Origin of the sequence: Streptomyces sp. NPDC059443 (assembly GCF_042750105.1) — a bacterium.
Taxonomy (GTDB): Bacteria; Actinomycetota; Actinomycetes; order Streptomycetales; family Streptomycetaceae; genus Streptomyces.
In genome coordinates this window covers 97,176-113,053 of the sequence record NZ_JBHYVM010000011.1, presented here as the reverse complement: position 1 = coordinate 113,053, position 15,878 = coordinate 97,176, and the positions used below count along the sequence as shown (strand labels likewise).

Below are 15,878 nucleotides of genomic sequence, written 5' to 3'. Positions count from 1 at the left end.
CCTATACCTCGCATCCGACGAGCCAGGACCGGCCAGGCCGGTCAACGGGCGGGACCTCTGTGACCCAGGGGTACCGCCCGTCCTCATACCCGCTACCGGGCCGCGCTCAGCGCTTCGGCGGCTTCGGCGTTGGCCGGTCTCCCGCCAGAAGGCCCTTCCCGGGGCCGTGAGCGGGCCGTAGGCCCACGCCCAGCCCCCCGTGGGCATCTGGGCGGGTCCGCTTCCCCGGGCCCGCCTCCGGGCCGGTGGGGAAGTCGGCCACGAAGCCCATCAGCGGAGCGATCCGCGTGTACACCCCCGGGCTGTCGGCCCGGCCGCAGCCGCGCCCCCAGGACACCAGCCCGATGAGCCGCCCCTGGGCCACCAGCGGACCACCGCTGTCCCCCTGGCAGGCGTCCTTGCCGCCCTCGCGGTCCCCCGCGCACACCATGGAGTCGGCCCGGTACTGCCCGTCGGCATCCCCCGGGTACGCCCGTCCGCAGACCTCGTCCGCCAGCACCGTCACCCGGGCGGCCCGCAGCGCGTACGCGTAGTCACCGAATCCGCTCGTGTCGCCCCAGCCGTATACGGCCGCGTCGGTCCCGGCCGCGTACGCCGGATGCCCCAGGTCCGCCATGGGCAGCACGTGCTGCGCCGGCACGGGTTCGCCCAGCTCCAGCACGGCCAGGTCGCCGGCGTTGCTGCCGGGGTCGTAGCCCGGGTTCACCCGGGCGGAACGCACCGCGATCTCCCTGCCGTCGTCCGCACGCAGCTCCGTACGCCCGGTGATCACCCGGAAGTCCGCGACCGACTCGACCGGGCCGCCGAGCACCTGGCGACCCAGGCAGTGCGCCGCGGTCAGCACCTTGGTCGGGGCGACCAGGACGCCCCCGCAGAACTGCCCGCCCCGCGTACCCCCGAACCGGTCACGGCTCGCGAGGGCCACGACCCACGGGGCATCGGCCACCTTCACCGGCTTCCCGCCGATCACCACGCTGTCCGCAGCGGCTCGCGGCGCCTGGCTCAGCGGGGCCGCCGCCGCTCCCGCCACCAAGGTCAGCGCTCCCGCCAGGACACGGGCAAAGGGACGACGCATGAGGCCTCCTGACTCCGAGTGTGCATGACTCCACCCAGAGTGGGTCGCCCGGTGGCCGTGCGCACCCGCGCGGCCACCGGCGAAGGTCCTCGGCGAGGCTCAGTCCAGGTAGTCGCGCAGCACCTGGGAGCGGGAGGGGTGACGGAGCTTGGACATGGTCTTCGACTCGATCTGGCGGATGCGCTCACGGGTGACCCCGTAGACCTTGCCGATCTCGTCGAGGGTCTTGGGCTGGCCGTCCGTGAGGCCGAAGCGCATCGAGACCACGCCGGCCTCGCGCTCGCTCAGCGTGTCCAGCACCGAGTGGAGCTGCTCCTGCAGAAGCGTGAAGCTCACGGCGTCGGCCGGGACGACCGCCTCGGAGTCCTCGATGAGGTCGCCGAACTCGCTGTCGCCGTCCTCGCCCAGCGGGGTGTGGAGGGAGATCGGCTCGCGGCCGTACTTCTGGACCTCGATGACCTTCTCGGGGGTCATGTCGAGTTCCTTGGCCAGCTCCTCCGGAGTGGGCTCCCGGCCCAGGTCCTGGAGCATCTGGCGCTGGACGCGGGCCAGCTTGTTGATGACCTCGACCATGTGCACCGGGATGCGGATGGTGCGGGCCTGGTCGGCCATGGCGCGCGTGATCGCCTGGCGGATCCACCACGTGGCGTACGTGGAGAACTTGTAGCCCTTGGTGTAGTCGAACTTCTCGACCGCGCGGATCAGGCCCAGGTTGCCCTCCTGGATCAGGTCCAGGAAGAGCATGCCGCGGCCGGTGTAGCGCTTGGCCAGCGAGACCACGAGGCGGAGGTTGGCCTCCAGCAGGTGGTTCTTGGCGCGGCGGCCGTCCTCGGCGATGATCTCCAGCTCGCGCTTGAGCTTCGGCGCCAGCTTGTCGGAGTTGGCCAGCTTGTCCTCGGCGAAGAGGCCCGCCTCGATGCGCTTGGCGAGCTCGACCTCCTGCTCGGCGTTGAGGAGCGGGACCTTGCCGATCTGCTTGAGGTAGTCCTTGACGGGGTCGGCGGTGGCTCCGGCCACGGCGACCTGCTGGGCGGGTGCGTCGTCCTCGTCGTCCGAGATGACGAAGCCCTTGCTCTCGCCGCCGTCCTCTTCGTCCTCGGACTCCGCCTTGGCCGCGCCCTCTTCCGTGGCCTCGTCGCCGCCCGCCTCGTCGGCGTCCTTCTTGGCTGCGGTCTTCTTCGCCGCGGTCTTCTTCGCGGCGGCCTTCTTGGCGGGCGCGGCCTTCTTGGCCGCGGCCGTCTTCTTGGCCGCCGTCTTCTTGGCGGCGGGTTCGGTCGCCGTCTCCTGTACGAGGGCGTCGGCGGTCTCCGGGTCCGCCACCTCGGCCTCCGGGGCCGTCGCGGCGACGGCCGGCGCTGCCACCGTCTTCGCCGCGACCGTCTTCGTGGCCGTCCGCTTGGCGGGGGTCTTCGCTGCGACGCTCTTGCGGGTGGTGCGCTTGGGCGACTCCGCGGCACTGACCATCAGCGTCACACCCTCTTCCTCGAGGATCTGGTTGAGGCTGCGCAGAACATTCTTCCACTGGGTCGCAGGAATCTGGTCAGCCTCGAAGGCCCGACGCACGTCATCGCCGGCGATCTGCCCCTCGGCCTTGCCCCGCTCGATGAGCGCCATCACAGACTCGGAATCGGCGATCTCCGGCGGGAGCGTACGGGATGTGCTGGCCGACACGAACAACCTCTCGGAACGATGGAAACGGCTTCCGACCCCGGGCCTGGTGGTGCTGGACCGGAGCCGACGACCACCGACTGGGGATGGGCCGGCGGCGCGGGCAGGGGCCGGGGAGCTGCACAGCACCCCCAAGGGCTGCTGTCTTCCCTCCGTCGGCCATCACCTCTTAGGTCATCGCGTGACCTCGCGGAGCGTTACGCCCAATCTTCGTGGCCCGAGTCACACCCCGTTTGATGCCATGCCGGTCATACGGTCATAAATGTGGGTCCGGTGTGTCCGAACACGCCCCGTTTCGGGGGCCGGAGGACCAGTCGGGAGCGGCGGCGCGAGGGCTCCGGACCGACCGGGGCCGGTCCCGGACCACCGACCGGACCGCCGATCGGGCCGCCCGCCGCGATCCTCATGCCGATGCCGCCGGGCCCTCCCCTGGGGCCCGGCGACACGTCGGCCGCTCTTCCGCATCCCCACACCCCCGCGCACCCGAGCCCGTGGGCCCGTCAGTGCTCGCGCGGGGCGGGGACCACGCGCTCGACCTCCGGATGCACCGTCAAAAGCTGGCGCATCGCGTTCTCCGCACCCACCGCGTCGCCGGTGGCGATGGCCTCGACCATGCGCGCATGGTGCGCCACGCAGGTCTCGCTGGGGCGGTCGCAGGCGGTGATGGGGCTGCCGGAAACCTGGAGGGCGGAGGAGACGATGCCGGAGAGGTGCTCCAGCATGCGGTTGCCCGCGACCTGGATGAGCAGCGCGTGGAACTCGTTGTCGGCACGCGCGAAGGTGATCGAGTCGCCCTGGCCCAGGGCGTGGCCCATGATCTCGACCATGTCGACGAGACGCTGCTGGATGTCCTGACGGCCGTGGCCGGCGGCGAGGCGGGCGGCGAGCGGCTCGATGGTCCAGCGGAGCTCGTTGAGCTCGCGGCGCTGGTCGTCGCGCTGGGGACCGAAGGCGCGCCACTCGATGATGTCGGGGTCGAGCAGGTTCCAGTCGGCGACCGGACGGACCCGGGTGCCGACGTTCGGGCGAGCGCTGACGAGGCCCTTGGCCTCCAGGACCCGCAGCGATTCGCGGACGACCGTACGGGAGACCTCGAAACGCTGGCCGATCTCCTCGGGGACCAGCGGGCGGTCCGCGCCGAGGTCGCCGGAAACGATCATCTGGCCGAGCTGCTGGACGAGTTGGCCGTGGAGTCCGCGGCCGCGGCTGCCTGCCGCGCGCCGGCCGACCCGGCTCAACTCGATGTCGGATCCGTCCCAGTGGGGCACGCCGACGCGGTCGGTCCCGGAGGCCTCCGCGAAGGGGTAGCGGTCGAGTTCGCCCGAGCCGGCGAGGCCGGAGTCGGCATGGCGGGCGGCGGTCATCATGGTGTGCGCAAGGGTACTCACGAATCCTTTGTCGGCCTCGCCTCCATCACCCTTGAGGTCTTTGGTGAAAAGCACACGAAAGGGTGATCGGCGCCACCTGCGTAATTGACGACTTATCGTAAAGAACCGGGCTATTTACAGGGAGTTGCGGTCCGCCGCTCTCGATGTGGGCGACATCGGTCCCGTTGGGGTGCCGTCCGGCATCGGAACGATCACCAACGATCCCTCACAAGCGAACGCGGCCGCGCAGTCCTGTGAACCCATAGGCGCACAACAGGACCATCAGCGACAACACCAGTGCGGTGCCGACCGGTTGGGCCATCACCCGGAGCGCCCCCAGAACCAGGCGGTCCGCCTCCGGGGGCCACTGCGCCCAGGCCAGTCCGCGCAGCCGCTGTGCGAGGCCGCTCACCGGGTACGCGGACGGACCGTCCAGCGCCTTGCGCACCAGCGGTACGACCATCACCGGTACGGCGAGCACCGCGGCCAGGCCGGCGGAGGCGGACCGGAAGGCTCCGGAGGCCAGCACCCCGGACCAGGCGCAGCCGATGAGCAGCCCCGCCCAACTCGCTGCCGGGGAGACCCACTCTGCGGGGGTACGCAGCGGGCCGCTGCCGAAGACCAGCGTCAGGGCGGCGGCGTCGGCGGTCACGGCGAGGATCCCGAGCAGGAGCGCGAGGACGGCACTGACCCCGAGCTTCGCGGTGAGCAGCCCGAGTCGGCGGGGGACGGTGCCGCGGTCGGCGGCGAGCGCGGGATAGCGGTACTCCTCGCCGAAGGCCAGGGCGCCGAGCAGTCCGGCGCCGAGCGCCGCGGGCGGCAGCGGCAGCAGCTCCGGCCAGGCGGCGAGCAGCCGGTTCTGGGCGGTGTGGCCGACTCGGGCGAGCACCAGCGCCGCGACCACGGACACGACGACGACGAAGGCGGCGGTGAAGGCGGGGGTGGCGGTGCCGAAGACCCTGTGCAGTTCGTAGCGCAGGGGCCGGAGCGGGCCGCCGAGCCGGCGCGCGGCCGAGGCGGGCCGCGGGGAACGGGCATGGCGCGGGCTCCCGTCGCCGTCCGCATTCGGGTCCGCGCTCGCATCCGCGTCCACGTCCGCCCCGACGGGCCCGGCCGGCGCCGAGTCGGCGCCCGTGGCCCGGGCCCCCGATTCGGCGCCGGTGCGAGCGCGGGCGCGCGGCAGCGACGGGGCTCCCGCGTCGCCGGTCTCGTCGGCGAGTTGATGGACGAGCACTCCGTGGCGGAAGGCCGCCTCGCCGATCTCGGCGCAGTTGCTTCCGTACACGGACAGGCGGCTGCCGCTCTCCTCGACGATCTCCACCGCGCGCCGGGTCGCCCGCGCCTCGCGGCCCAGGACGTCGGCCAGCCGGGCGGCGTGCGGGGTGCGCACGGCGACCCGCGGCCGCAGCCGGGTCCGGGCGAACTCCGCCGCGTCCTGGTCCGCGAGGAGCCGGCCCGCCTCGATGCTGACGACCCGGTCGGCGCTGCGGGCGGCCTCCTTCGCGTCGTCGGTGGTGAAGAGCACCGCTCCGCCGAGGGAGGCGTGTCCGCGCAGCAGGCCGTGCAGCCAGCTCCGTTCGCGGGGCGAGAGCCCGGCGGCGGGCTCGTCGAGGAGCAGCGTGCAAGGGTCCGCGAGCAGGGCACAGGCCAGGGCGACCCGGCGTTCCATGCCGAGCGAGAGCGAGCCGAGCCGCTGATCGCGCAGACCTGCGACTCCGACGACCTCCAGCATGGTGTCGGCCCGGGAGGAGGGCACGCCGGCGGCGGCGCACAGCATCCGCAACTGGCTCCGGACGGTGCGCGACGGGTTGCCGGGGAGGTCGCCGAGGAGCACGCCGACCTCGCGGCCCGGATGCGGGATCCGGTGCAGGGGGCGCCCGCGGAAGTAGGTCACTCCGCGGCCGGGTTCGAGTTCGAGCATGAGCCGCAGGGTGGTGGTCTTGCCCGATCCGGGCTCGCCGAGGAGCGCGGTCACGCTCCCGGGGCGGGCCTCGAAGGTGAGGTCGTCCACGAGGGGCGGGAGGTCCCGACGGGGGTTGCTTGTCAGTCCGATGGCCTGGAGCATCGCTTCTCTCGCGGGGGGTGAGACCGCTCAGCGGCAGGGTGAGTACCGCTAACAAGATAACGCGATATGTCCGATATTCGGCGGATTCGACGCGGGGGTTCGCCCGTGTCGGACCGGACGCCGGGGCGGGTGCCAGGGCGGGTGCGGGTGCCTGCGGGTCAGACTTCCGGGCGCAGCATCGGCGGGTTGAGCAGGGTGGCCCCGCCCGCCCGGAACAGCTGTGCGGGCCGACCGCCCTGACGGGTCGTCGTCCCCCCGGCGGGGACCAGGAACCCGGGGGTGCCGGTGACCTTGCGGTGGAAGTTGCGGGGGTCGAGGGCCACGCCCCAGACCGCCTCGTAGACCCGGCGGAGCTCTCCGACGGTGAACTCGGGCGGACAGAAGGCGGTGGCCAGGGAGGAGTACTCGATCTTCGAGCGGGCCCGCTCCAACCCGTCGGAGAGGATCCGCTCGTGGTCGAAGGCGAGTCCACCGCCGGCCTGGCCTTCGGCGGAGACGAGCTCGTCGACGGGGGCCCAGCGCGCACTGTTGGCGTCGCCTCCGGCCCGGGGTGCGGGGAGGTCCGGAGCCAGCACCAGGTGCGCCACGCTGACCACGCGCATGCGCGGATCCCGCTTCGGATCGCCGTAGGTCGCCAGCTGTTCGAGATGTGCCCCGTTGCCCACGCCCGGAGTGGCCCCGGCGGCCGGGTCGTGCGTGCACAGACCGGTTTCCTCGGACAGTTCACGGGCCGCGGCCGCCGCGAGGTCCTCGTCTGCCCGCACGAAGCCGCCGGGCAGCGCCCAGCGCCCCTGGAAGGGCTGCTCGCCCCGCCGGACCACCAGCGCGCAGAGCGCGTGGCGCCGCACGGTGAGCACGACCAGGTCGACGGTGACGGCGAAGGGCGGGAAGGCCGACGGGTCGTAGGGCGACATGCCGCGATCATAGTCGTCTGCCTGACGATAAACAGAGCTTTGGTGATCCTCGGACCAACGAACCGGAAGCCGTTCCCCGGTGGTGGGGCCGGACCGGACTCAGCCGCCCAGTTGCAGCGCACCGGCGGCCTCCTCGACCATTCCGAGGCCGAGGCGGCTGATCCGCACGGCGAAGGGTTCCCCGGAAACCCGGAGGCCGGAGAGGCGGAGCTCACCGAGCGGGGCCCCGGGGAGCGGGTTGAGGGCGACCGTGCCGGCGGGGGCGTCCGGCCGGATCCCGGCCAGGGCCGTCAGTACGTGGATCGCGGCGGCCGCCGGGACCGCCGCCGGGCGGCAGGCCGCCGGATGCGGAAGCGGAGCGCTGCCCGCGGTGCGCTGCTCGGCCGCGTACATCTCCGGGAGGCGGTACCCGAAGCTCTCCGCGGCGTCCAGCAGGCCCCGGAGCAACGCGGTGGCCTCCTTCTCGAAGCCCGCCTGAGCCAGACCGGCCACCGCGACCGCGCTCTCGTACGGCCGTACCGCGCCCGACCGGTAGCCGAACGGGTTGTGGCCCGGCTCGCGGAGGGCCATGCTCCGCAGTCCCCACCCGGAGTCCATGGCCGGGGCTCCGAGCAGCCGTGCCAGCTGCTCGGTACGGACCCGGTCGAGGAGTCCCGGCGCGAGCCGGCCGCCTCCGAGCAGCCCGGTGTCGAGCAAGTGAGCGGCGGCCCCCGTCAGTCGGGGCAGCGGCCGCCCGTCGGGATGCAGGGCCGCCGCGGGCCGACCCCCGTCCGGGCCGCCGACCCAGAACCCGGCTGCGAACCGCTCCCGCAGGGCGGCCGCCCACTCCCGCCACTCCCCGGCTCCGGGGCGCCCGCACCCGTCGAGCAGATCGGCGCCGAGCAGCGCGGCCCGATGGGCGTGGGCCTGGGTTTCACAGCGGCGCGGACCCGGGTCGGGGTCGGCCAGGAACCCGTCCTCCCCCAGGGCCCCCCGCAGCCAGTCCAGGCACCGCTCGGCAGCCGGGAGGAGCCGCGCCACCTCCGCCTCGGGCATCCCCCAGCGCCTGGCTTCGGCCAGCACCGCCGGGAAGGCCAGCGTCGCCTCGGTCCCGGTGCAGCCGGGGGGCAGTTGCGGCCCGGCCCCGCGCAGGGGGCCCGGGATCTTCCCGGAGTCGGCCCCGCGGCCGCCGGTCTGGGTCCGGGCCAGGATGCGCAGGGTCGCGGCGGCCAGTCCGGTGCCGAGCGGGAGCGCCATGCGGGCCGCCCACAGGGATTCCGCCGGGGCCAGTCCGAGCCGCCACGGCACCCCGGCCGCCGCATAGGCGTCGGCCGGATCCCGCGGGTCCCTCAGCAGGAGCGCTCCGAGGTCCTCGACGCCGGTGCGCAACCACGCCTCGGCCCTGGGGTCGTCGCCCTCCGCGCGGGCTTCGGACAGCGGATTCGCCACGTGCCCAGCGGGGGCCCGCGCCACGCGGTCCCGGGTGGTCCGCAGCTCGATGGTGCGGGATTCCCCGGGGCGCAGTTCGAGCTGCCAGCGCAGCAGCCCGACGGAGGCGAGCGCGTCGTCGGGAGCCGGCTCGGCCGCGGTGACGGCCTGGGCCTCCCCGCTGGTCCAGCGCAGCCCCGCGGCGTGCACCCCGGCGGGCAGTTCCGGCCCGGCCCGGCCGGCGGCCACATCGGCGAGCTCCGCCAGGTCGGTGCCGAGCGAGACCTCCACGGGGATCCGCAGCGGCCGGGTGGTGAAACTGCGCAGGGTGATCCGCTCGGTGCCGTCGGCGTGCCGGATCCGCTCCACACCGACGTCGGGGTCGGGCCCGGCCTCGGCTCCGGTCCGGACGGTCGCGGTGAAGGCGGCCCGGTCCGCGCCGAGGCTGCGCCCCTGTACCGCGACCGGATCCCGGCCGTCGACCCGCAGCACGCAGCGGGACAGCAGCCTGCGCCCGGAGCGGTAGATCCCGTCGATCCCCCGCCCGGTGAGCTGGCCGTGCTCGGGCGAGATGACCAGGCAGGGCGCGGAGACACAGATCACGGCGCCGTGCACGGGCGGCAAGTCGGGCCTGCGGGACGGTGGTACGCGGGCAGGAGGTACGGGGTGGGACATGCGTCGCCTTGTCTGCGCTCCGGGCGGATCGGCTGGGCGGCGGCGCGGCCGGACCCCCACCACCCCCCAGGGCAACGCCCCCACCCCCGCCCGGGTCACGGGCCCCGGCGGTGGCTGCGCCCATCGGAGACCCGGCCATCGCACGAGCCGTCGCCGCGGAACCGAGCGGACCACGCCCGCCGGCAGCCGCCACCGCGGCCACTGAGGCAACCGGCCCGACCGGGGCCACTGGGGCAACCGGGCTGCCCGCGCAGTCACTGCTCTCCCCCCGCCGTGCGGCCGGACTCGCGGCGGGCGGTCCGGCCGCGGCGGCCCGGCGGCCTGCTGACGCCCCGTCGGCCCCCGGCCTGGAGACGTCCCCTGCGGGGCTCCCGACGGCGCCGCTCCTCCCTCAGGCACTCCCGCAGCCCCTCCGGGTCGACCCCTTCGTTGCAGGCGTGGTGCAGCAGCTGCGCGAAGCGGTAGTCGCCGTCCGCCCGTAGAGCCAGCCCCAGAGCGATCCTCGCGGTCGGCTCGTCGCCGGTGGACCAGGAGACCCAGCCCGCCAGGGTCAGCGGGGCCGCCGCGTGTTCCCCGTAGGCCCCGACACAGCGCCGGGCCAGGGCCCGCCACAGCCGCAGGGCGGGGGCGGCCTCCTCGTCCTCCATCCACTCGGCGGCGACGTCGCGGATCTCCCGGTCCTGGAGGCCGAGGATCAGCGAGGCGGCCTCGTCGTGGCCGAGCAGCGCGTCGTCCCGTTCGTCGGCGCGGGGGCCGCCTTCGGCCTGCGGGGCGAGGGCCATGCGCTGCATCAGGGCGCGGGCGAGGAGCACGGTCTCGGCGCCCACCTCCTCCCGGGTCGCCCCGTCGAGGATCTTCGGTACCAGGGCTGCGGCCGCCCGGTCCAGGGCCCGCTCCATCTCCTCGGCGACCGTGCCGCGCAGCGGTGTCAACCGCCGCTCGATCTCCCGTAGGGAGCCCCGGACTTGCAGCCCGGCGAAGGTGGCCGCGGCGGCCATCACGGAGGTCCCGGGCGGGGCCAGCGCACTGCCCTCGGCGGGGCAGCAGCGCTCGTCGGGACAGCAGTAGGACCAGTACCGCCCGGCGGAGAGGCACAGCGCCTCCAGCACGGGTACGTCCAGGGCCCCGCAGGCCAGCCGGATCCGCTGGGCGAGCGGGCGCAGCCGGGTCATGACCCGCTGTCCGCTCTCGTCCCCGCGCGGGTCCTGACAGAGGAAGACGACGATGCCGTCGGGCTTGGCACCGCGCCGGCTGCTGCCGCCGACCAGGCAGTCGGCGACCTGCCGGGCCGTGTCCTCCCATTCCGCGGGGGTGTCCGGGATGCCGACGCGGAGCCGGCCGCCGAAGCGTCCGCCCTCTCCGTGGACGGCGACCATGACGAGGGAGTCGGTCGGGTGGAAGCCGAGCATGTAGGGCAGCGCGTCGGCCAGTTCGGCCGGGCTGCGCAGGGTGATCGGGGGCGCTTCGGCGTCTCCGGACGGACTGGCCGAAGACCGGCCGGACGGGCCGCGCGCTTCGCGACGGTGTGTTTCGCGACTGTGTGTTTCCCCACTGTGCGCTTCATGGCCATGCGCTTCGCGGCCGTGTGCTTCGTGGCCGTGCGCTTCATTGCTGTGTGCTTCGTGGCTGTTCGTCATGGATCGAAGGTCCCGCGTGCGACCGGATCCGGAAACCCCTGTGGATAACCCCCGGACCAGCGCCAACCGGACTCCGAACCAGTCGGCCCTTCACCATCCACAGGCCCTCGGCGGCATGCGCGTGATACCGGATCCCTGGTTCGCGCATCATCAGGAAAGGGACAAATTGATCACCCCGCACAGCCGCCGCCGAACCCCGGTGAACCCCGCCCCTTGACCTGAATATTACGTTCCGGTAATTCAATGCATTTGACACCCAAGCCGCTTTGGAGGCAATCTGCTGGATGATCGCTGGAGTGCCCCCCTCGCCAAGCAGGGCAGTCGACCCGGACGAGGGGCAGCTTCAGGCAACAGCAAGGCGGGGGATCTTGCGGTACACCACACAAGAACACGGGATCAATACCGACCGAACTCTAGCCCATGTGACCGAACAGGGGGAGCTGGCCAAGAACTTAAAGGCCCATCAATCCGCACTGCTCGAAGATTACCGAAATCTTCTCATCGAGAACCACAATCCGCTGGGATCGAATCCCGAAGCGTGGATCAGCTGTAAGGAACAGGCTCAGCACATTCTCGCCGAGTGCCTCGACGCACTGGCGGAAGGAACCGAGGCACCTCTCGATTCCAGTCTCATCATGAAGACGCGCAGACTCGGCGGCGCCCGTATCGCTCAGGGAATCGCGCCCGTCCACTCGGTCCGCGCCGGAGCACTTCTGTTCCAGGTCGCCATGGACCATCTGGTCCGGCTGGCCCCGGGCTGGCCGGAGAGCCAGCGCTGCCTGATGAAGGTACTGGCCGTACTGCAATCGTCGATCACCCAGCGACTCGAAGCGGGTTCCACCGGGCAGGACCTCTTCCTGCTCAACATCGTGTGCGACGCCGCGCAGCGCGGCCGCAACAGCATGGCCCGCGAGATCCACGACCGCATCGGCAGCGCGTCCAGCCTCGCCCTGCGCCAGCTGGAGCTCTACGAACTCTCCGACCGCTCCGACGACATCTCCCCGGAGCGGAGTGAGCGCCTGGAGGCGCTGAAGCAGTCGATCCTGGAGACCATGCACGCCACCCGCGAGATCGTGACGGACCTGCGGACACGCGTGGAAGCGACACAATCCCTCCACGTATCGCTCTCCGCCTTCGTCACCGCCATGGCCCTGGACCAGCCGCGGGTGGAAATCCGCGTGGACGATCCGCAGGACCTGCTGCCGCCCGATCTCGTGGAGGACCTCTATCTGATGCTCCGCGAGGGCCTGCGCAACGCCTTCACCCACGCCGATGCCACCCGCATCGACATCGAGGTGCGGGTGGACGCGGACAGCGTGGAGGCGTCGGTGCGCGACGACGGCAAGGGGATCGCCGCAGCGGCTCACCGGCACGGGAACGGCCTCGCGTCCCTGACGGAACGCACCAGACTGCTGGGCGGCCGGTTGATCATCGAGAGCTCCCCGGGCCGGGGAACGGCCATCGAACTCTCCATACCGCTCCACAAGGCGAACCATGCCCACACCGCCTGAGCCGGGACCGGCGGCCGCGGCGGCCGAGCCGCTGCGGATCATCGCCGTGGACGATCACTCGCTGCTGCGCCGCGCCCTGTGCGAGCTGATCGAAATGGAAGACGACCTCACGATCGTGGCCGACACGGACACGTCGGAAGGGCTGGCCGATCTGGTGGAGCGGACCAGCCCGCACGTCGTCCTGCTCGACGTGGAGATGCCGGACCACCACGCACCCACGGTGGTCCGCGAGCTGACCACCCGTTTCCCTCAGCTGCACGTGCTGATGCTGACCATGCACAGCGATGCCCAGCTGGTGCAGGAGCTGCTCGCCCAAGGGGCCCGCGGCTATCTGCACAAGAGCGTCCCGCGCGAATCGCTGCTCGCCGCGGTGCGCAACACCACCTCCCGCGACCCGCACGTCACGATCGCCCTGCCGAGCAGCGGCGTCCCCGCGGCCGGCTTCAGCACCTCGCAGCAAGCGCTCTCGCCCAGGGAACGCGAGGTGCTCACCTTCGTCGCCGCCGCCCTCAGCAACCGCCAGATAGCCGTGCGGCTGCGCATTACCGAGGGCACCGTAAAACGACATCTGCGTAACATCTTCGAGAAACTTGGCGCCGTATCGCGCATCGACGCGGCGAACAAAGCGATCGACGCCCGGCTCATCAGGAGACCGAGACCGGGCGAGTACCAGGAGAACTGACCGACGGCGCACCCGAGTCCTGTCGGCATCGCGCAACCCGGGGGGTCCACGATGCCGACAGGACTTCCTCGCTTACGACACATGGGCGCAACACGGGATACCTCTTTGAGAGTAGTCCGGATACCCCTCCCGGGGATGACTTTCATCCAGCCATTGAAATAGATTCCAGGCATGTCGACAATGACGCCCGCGAATCCCGATAGAATGAGAAATTCCGCAACGCCGCTCGACTCCTCACCGGCAACCCGGAACCCCCTGCGCATTCTGCTGCTCTGCTGGCAGGAATCCCGGATAGCCGTGCAACTCATTTTCCTGATGCGTTTCCTGCTCGCCGGTACGGCCGGCACGGTGTCCTACGTGTCGCTGCCCCCGCTGCTCTTCGCCGGGGCGGCGGTCTGGTCCCTGGCCGTGACGTCCGCCTACCTCTACAACGGGGTCACCGACGTCAACGAGGACCGGGCGAACGGCTCCACCCGCCCCATCGGGCGCGGCGCCCTCACGCTCGTCCACGCGCGTCGCACCGCGCGGATACTGGCCGCGCTCGCCCTGGCCGGCGGCGCCTGGATCGGCCCGGCGATGCTCACGGTCACCGCCTTGATGATCCTCCTCGGCTACGTCTACTCCGCGCCGGGCATCGCCCTCAAGTCCAGCACCCCCGGCACCATGGTCACCGTGATCGCGAGCGGCGCGCTCACCTACGCGGCGGGAGCCCTGTGCGCGGGCACGCCCGTAGGGCCCTCCCTGATCGTCTTCTGCACCGCCATGTGCCTGTGGATGGGTCTGGTCGGATCCGTCGCCAAGGACTTCTCGGACACCACGGGCGACGCCAAGCACGGCCGCCGCAACTGGACGCTCGTACGGGGACGCGCGTACACGGCCGCCTTCGTGTCGGTCAGCGCCATGTGCGTCGGCACCGGACTGCTGGCGAGCGCCTTCGTGCTGGCCGCGCCGCAACTGCTGGCGCCCGCCGTCGTGATGCTCGGCGGGGCACTCGCGGTGACCGCCGCGGCCTTCACCGGGCACCGGGACGACTCGCGCTCCCGGCGCAGGCTGCCGTACCGGATCTTCATGGTCACGCAGTACGCGGCGCATCTCGTCGCTTTCGCCCAGCCCGTCGGCTGAAGAACACAACGGGGGATTCATGCTGAGCCACAACCAGATACCCACCCAGATATCCACCCGGGTACCCGCCCAAATGCCCGCCCAGTTACACAGCAGGACGTTCGACCGGACACTCGGTGAGCCCGCGACGGGCACCCGCTCCGGCGGATTCGGCATCCGCATCCTCGGCCCGCTCGAAGCCTTCAACGGCCCCTCGGCGCACCGACCGCGCGGTCCCAAGGTACGCAAACTGCTCGCCCTGCTGGCCGTTCGCGCGGGCGACATCGTCGAGGTGGACACCCTCGTCGAGGAGTTGTGGGACGGCGCGCCCCCCTCCACCGCGGTCAGTACGGTCCGCACGCACATCTACCACCTGCGCCAGGAGCTGGAGCGGGAGCTGGCCGGCACGGCCGTTCGCGACGTCGTCGCCACCGAGGGCACCGGCTACTCGCTGCGCCTCGCACCCGGCCGGCTGGACCTGGAACAGTTCACCCAGCTGTACGGGCAGGCGCGGACGAAGCTGCGCGCCGGCGATCCGGAAGCCGCGCTGGAGAAGCTGGACACGGCGCTCGGCCTCTGGCGCGGGCGCGCCCTCGCCGATGTCGCACAGGGCCGCGTCCTCGCCGGACACGGGGTGCGCATCGAGGAACTGCACTCGCGCGCCCGGGAACTGCGGATCGAAGCGATCATGATCCTGGGTCAGCACCGGGAAGCCGTACCGGAGTTGTTCCGCATGGTCGCCATGGACCCGCTGAACGAATGGCTGCACGCACGCCTCATCGACGCCCTCTACCGCAGCGGGCGGCGCGGCGAGGCACTGCGCGCCTTCCATCACGTACGCGACGTCCTGGCCGAGGAACTGGGGCTGGAACCCTCCGACGACCTGCGCCGGCTCCAGCACCACATCCTGGCGGGGGGCTCGGCTGCGTGAGCACCACCTCGATCGGCGAACGGACCGCCGCCGGGACGACCCCGCCCGAGGCGGGCATACGGATCTGGATGGTCCCGACCGCGGCCGCGGCGGCCTGGGTGCCGTACGAAGAGGCGTACGCGGTGATGGACTCCAGGGAGCGCGAGCGGCTGGCCCGCTTCAACCGCGGCTCCGACCGGCTGCGCTACCTGGCGATCCACCACGTCTACCGGAGCCTGCTCGGCCGGGAACTCGGCATCGGCCCGCACGAGGTGGCCTTCCGCCGCTCCTGCGCCGGCTGCGGAAGCGAGGAGCACGGAAAGCCGGTGCCCCATGCCCCCAGCGGTGCCACTCTGTCGGCGAGCCTGTCCCACTCGGCGGCGTACGCGGCGATCGCCATCGCCGACGGCCCGCGCCTCCCGGTGGGAATGGACATCGAACGGGTACGGCCCCACATGGACTGGAGCCGGATCCCGTGCGTCCAGGGCGGCCGCACCACGCACGGCTTCGAGCAGTGGACGCGTGCCGAGGCGCTGGTGAAGGCGGCGGGCACCGGTCTCAGCGCCGACCCCCCGCGGTACGACGGCCGCGTGTTCGGGCCCTGGCGCGCGGCACGCGTACCGGGCTCGGGCCAGGAGTGGTTCGTGCGCAGCGTCCGTTCCCCGGAGGGGTACGCCGCGTCCGTCGCGTGCGGAAGCGCTGACGTGCGGGTCACCGTCTCCGAGTGGCGGCCCTGACGGCCGCTGCGGAACCGCAGGAGGGGGGGGGGGGGGGCGGGCGGGGGGGGGGGGCGCGCGCGCCGCGGCGCTGGGGGGCGCCCGCCCCCCCCCCCCCACCCCCAGCGGCCGGGGCCCGCCGCCGCCGCG

The 15,878-nt window shown here is 72.4% G+C and carries 12 protein-coding genes; 5 read left to right on the top strand and 7 right to left on the bottom strand.

From position 1 onward, the window contains the following. Positions 1-106: 106 nt before the first annotated feature. The 7 genes from ACFXDJ_RS13660 to ACFXDJ_RS13630 all read right to left on the bottom strand — a co-directional run bounded on the left by ACFXDJ_RS13660 (position 107) and on the right by ACFXDJ_RS13630 (position 10,580). Positions 107-1,075, bottom strand: coding sequence for a S1 family peptidase (locus ACFXDJ_RS13660; protein ID WP_384653390.1), 969 nt, complete (start codon positions 1,073-1,075; stop codon positions 107-109). 99 nt (positions 1,076-1,174) lie between these two features. Continuing rightward, a complete protein-coding gene (locus tag ACFXDJ_RS13655) occupies positions 1,175-2,746 on the bottom strand; it encodes an RNA polymerase sigma factor (protein WP_384653392.1) in 1,572 nt (523 codons plus the stop codon). A gap of 497 nt (positions 2,747-3,243) precedes the next feature. Next, a complete protein-coding gene (locus ACFXDJ_RS13650) occupies positions 3,244-4,185 on the bottom strand; it encodes a FadR/GntR family transcriptional regulator (RefSeq protein ID WP_384653394.1) in 942 nt (313 codons plus the stop codon). Between the two features lie 151 nt (positions 4,186-4,336). Further along, positions 4,337-6,175 carry an ATP-binding cassette domain-containing protein gene (locus ACFXDJ_RS13645; RefSeq protein ID WP_384849071.1) on the bottom strand — a complete coding sequence of 613 codons (1,839 nt, stop codon included), beginning with the start codon at positions 6,173-6,175 and terminating at the stop codon, positions 4,337-4,339. 158 nt (positions 6,176-6,333) lie between these two features. Next, complete coding sequence (locus ACFXDJ_RS13640; RefSeq protein ID WP_384660657.1) at positions 6,334-7,089, bottom strand: NUDIX domain-containing protein; 756 nt, start codon at positions 7,087-7,089, stop codon at positions 6,334-6,336. Positions 7,090-7,188: 99 nt separating this feature from the next. Next, positions 7,189-9,171 carry a glycogen debranching N-terminal domain-containing protein gene (locus ACFXDJ_RS13635; RefSeq protein ID WP_384849067.1) on the bottom strand — a complete coding sequence of 661 codons (1,983 nt, stop codon included), beginning with the start codon at positions 9,169-9,171 and terminating at the stop codon, positions 7,189-7,191. Between the two features lie 254 nt (positions 9,172-9,425). After that, positions 9,426-10,580, bottom strand: coding sequence for a DUF4192 domain-containing protein (locus ACFXDJ_RS13630; protein ID WP_384660663.1), 1,155 nt, complete (start codon positions 10,578-10,580; stop codon positions 9,426-9,428). An 863-nt stretch (positions 10,581-11,443) separates the two neighbouring features. On the opposite strand from ACFXDJ_RS13630, the gene ACFXDJ_RS13625 reads away from it, so the two are divergent. The 5 genes from ACFXDJ_RS13625 to ACFXDJ_RS13605 all read left to right on the top strand — a co-directional run bounded on the left by ACFXDJ_RS13625 (position 11,444) and on the right by ACFXDJ_RS13605 (position 15,749). Continuing rightward, positions 11,444-12,319: a sensor histidine kinase gene (locus tag ACFXDJ_RS13625; RefSeq protein ID WP_384660666.1), complete on the top strand. Its 876-nt coding sequence runs from the start codon at positions 11,444-11,446 to the stop codon at positions 12,317-12,319. Beyond that, on the top strand, positions 12,303-13,001 hold the full coding sequence (locus ACFXDJ_RS13620; protein ID WP_384660669.1) for a response regulator: 699 nt from the start codon (positions 12,303-12,305) through the stop codon (positions 12,999-13,001). Before ACFXDJ_RS13625 ends, ACFXDJ_RS13620 begins: the two co-directional genes overlap by 17 nt. A 204-nt stretch (positions 13,002-13,205) precedes the next feature. Next, complete coding sequence (locus ACFXDJ_RS13615) at positions 13,206-14,123, top strand: UbiA family prenyltransferase (protein WP_384660672.1); 918 nt, start codon at positions 13,206-13,208, stop codon at positions 14,121-14,123. Between the two features lie 19 nt (positions 14,124-14,142). Continuing rightward, positions 14,143-15,033, top strand: a complete 891-nt coding sequence (locus tag ACFXDJ_RS13610) for a BTAD domain-containing putative transcriptional regulator (protein ID WP_384660675.1) — start codon at positions 14,143-14,145, stop codon at positions 15,031-15,033. After that, positions 15,030-15,749 (top strand): 4'-phosphopantetheinyl transferase family protein, encoded by a 720-nt coding sequence (locus ACFXDJ_RS13605; RefSeq protein ID WP_384660678.1) that lies wholly within the window; start codon positions 15,030-15,032, stop codon positions 15,747-15,749. The genes ACFXDJ_RS13610 and ACFXDJ_RS13605 overlap by 4 nt, the downstream gene beginning before the upstream one ends. The last annotated feature ends 129 nt before the right edge of the window (positions 15,750-15,878 follow it).

Coding starts and splice junctions, on each gene's coding strand:
- ACFXDJ_RS13660 (WP_384653390.1), bottom strand. CDS start 1,075: ATGCGTCGTCCCTTTGCCCGTGTCCTGGCGGGAGCGCTGACCTTGGTG.
- ACFXDJ_RS13620 (WP_384660669.1), top strand. CDS start 12,303: ATGCCCACACCGCCTGAGCCGGGACCGGCGGCCGCGGCGGCCGAGCCG.
- ACFXDJ_RS13625 (WP_384660666.1), top strand. CDS start 11,444: ATGAAGACGCGCAGACTCGGCGGCGCCCGTATCGCTCAGGGAATCGCG.
- ACFXDJ_RS13610 (WP_384660675.1), top strand. CDS start 14,143: ATGCTGAGCCACAACCAGATACCCACCCAGATATCCACCCGGGTACCC.
- ACFXDJ_RS13640 (WP_384660657.1), bottom strand. CDS start 7,089: ATGTCGCCCTACGACCCGTCGGCCTTCCCGCCCTTCGCCGTCACCGTC.
- ACFXDJ_RS13630 (WP_384660663.1), bottom strand. CDS start 10,580: ATGCTCGGCTTCCACCCGACCGACTCCCTCGTCATGGTCGCCGTCCAC.
- ACFXDJ_RS13635 (WP_384849067.1), bottom strand. CDS start 9,171: ATGTCCCACCCCGTACCTCCTGCCCGCGTACCACCGTCCCGCAGGCCC.
- ACFXDJ_RS13615 (WP_384660672.1), top strand. CDS start 13,206: ATGAGAAATTCCGCAACGCCGCTCGACTCCTCACCGGCAACCCGGAAC.
- ACFXDJ_RS13645 (WP_384849071.1), bottom strand. CDS start 6,175: ATGCTCCAGGCCATCGGACTGACAAGCAACCCCCGTCGGGACCTCCCG.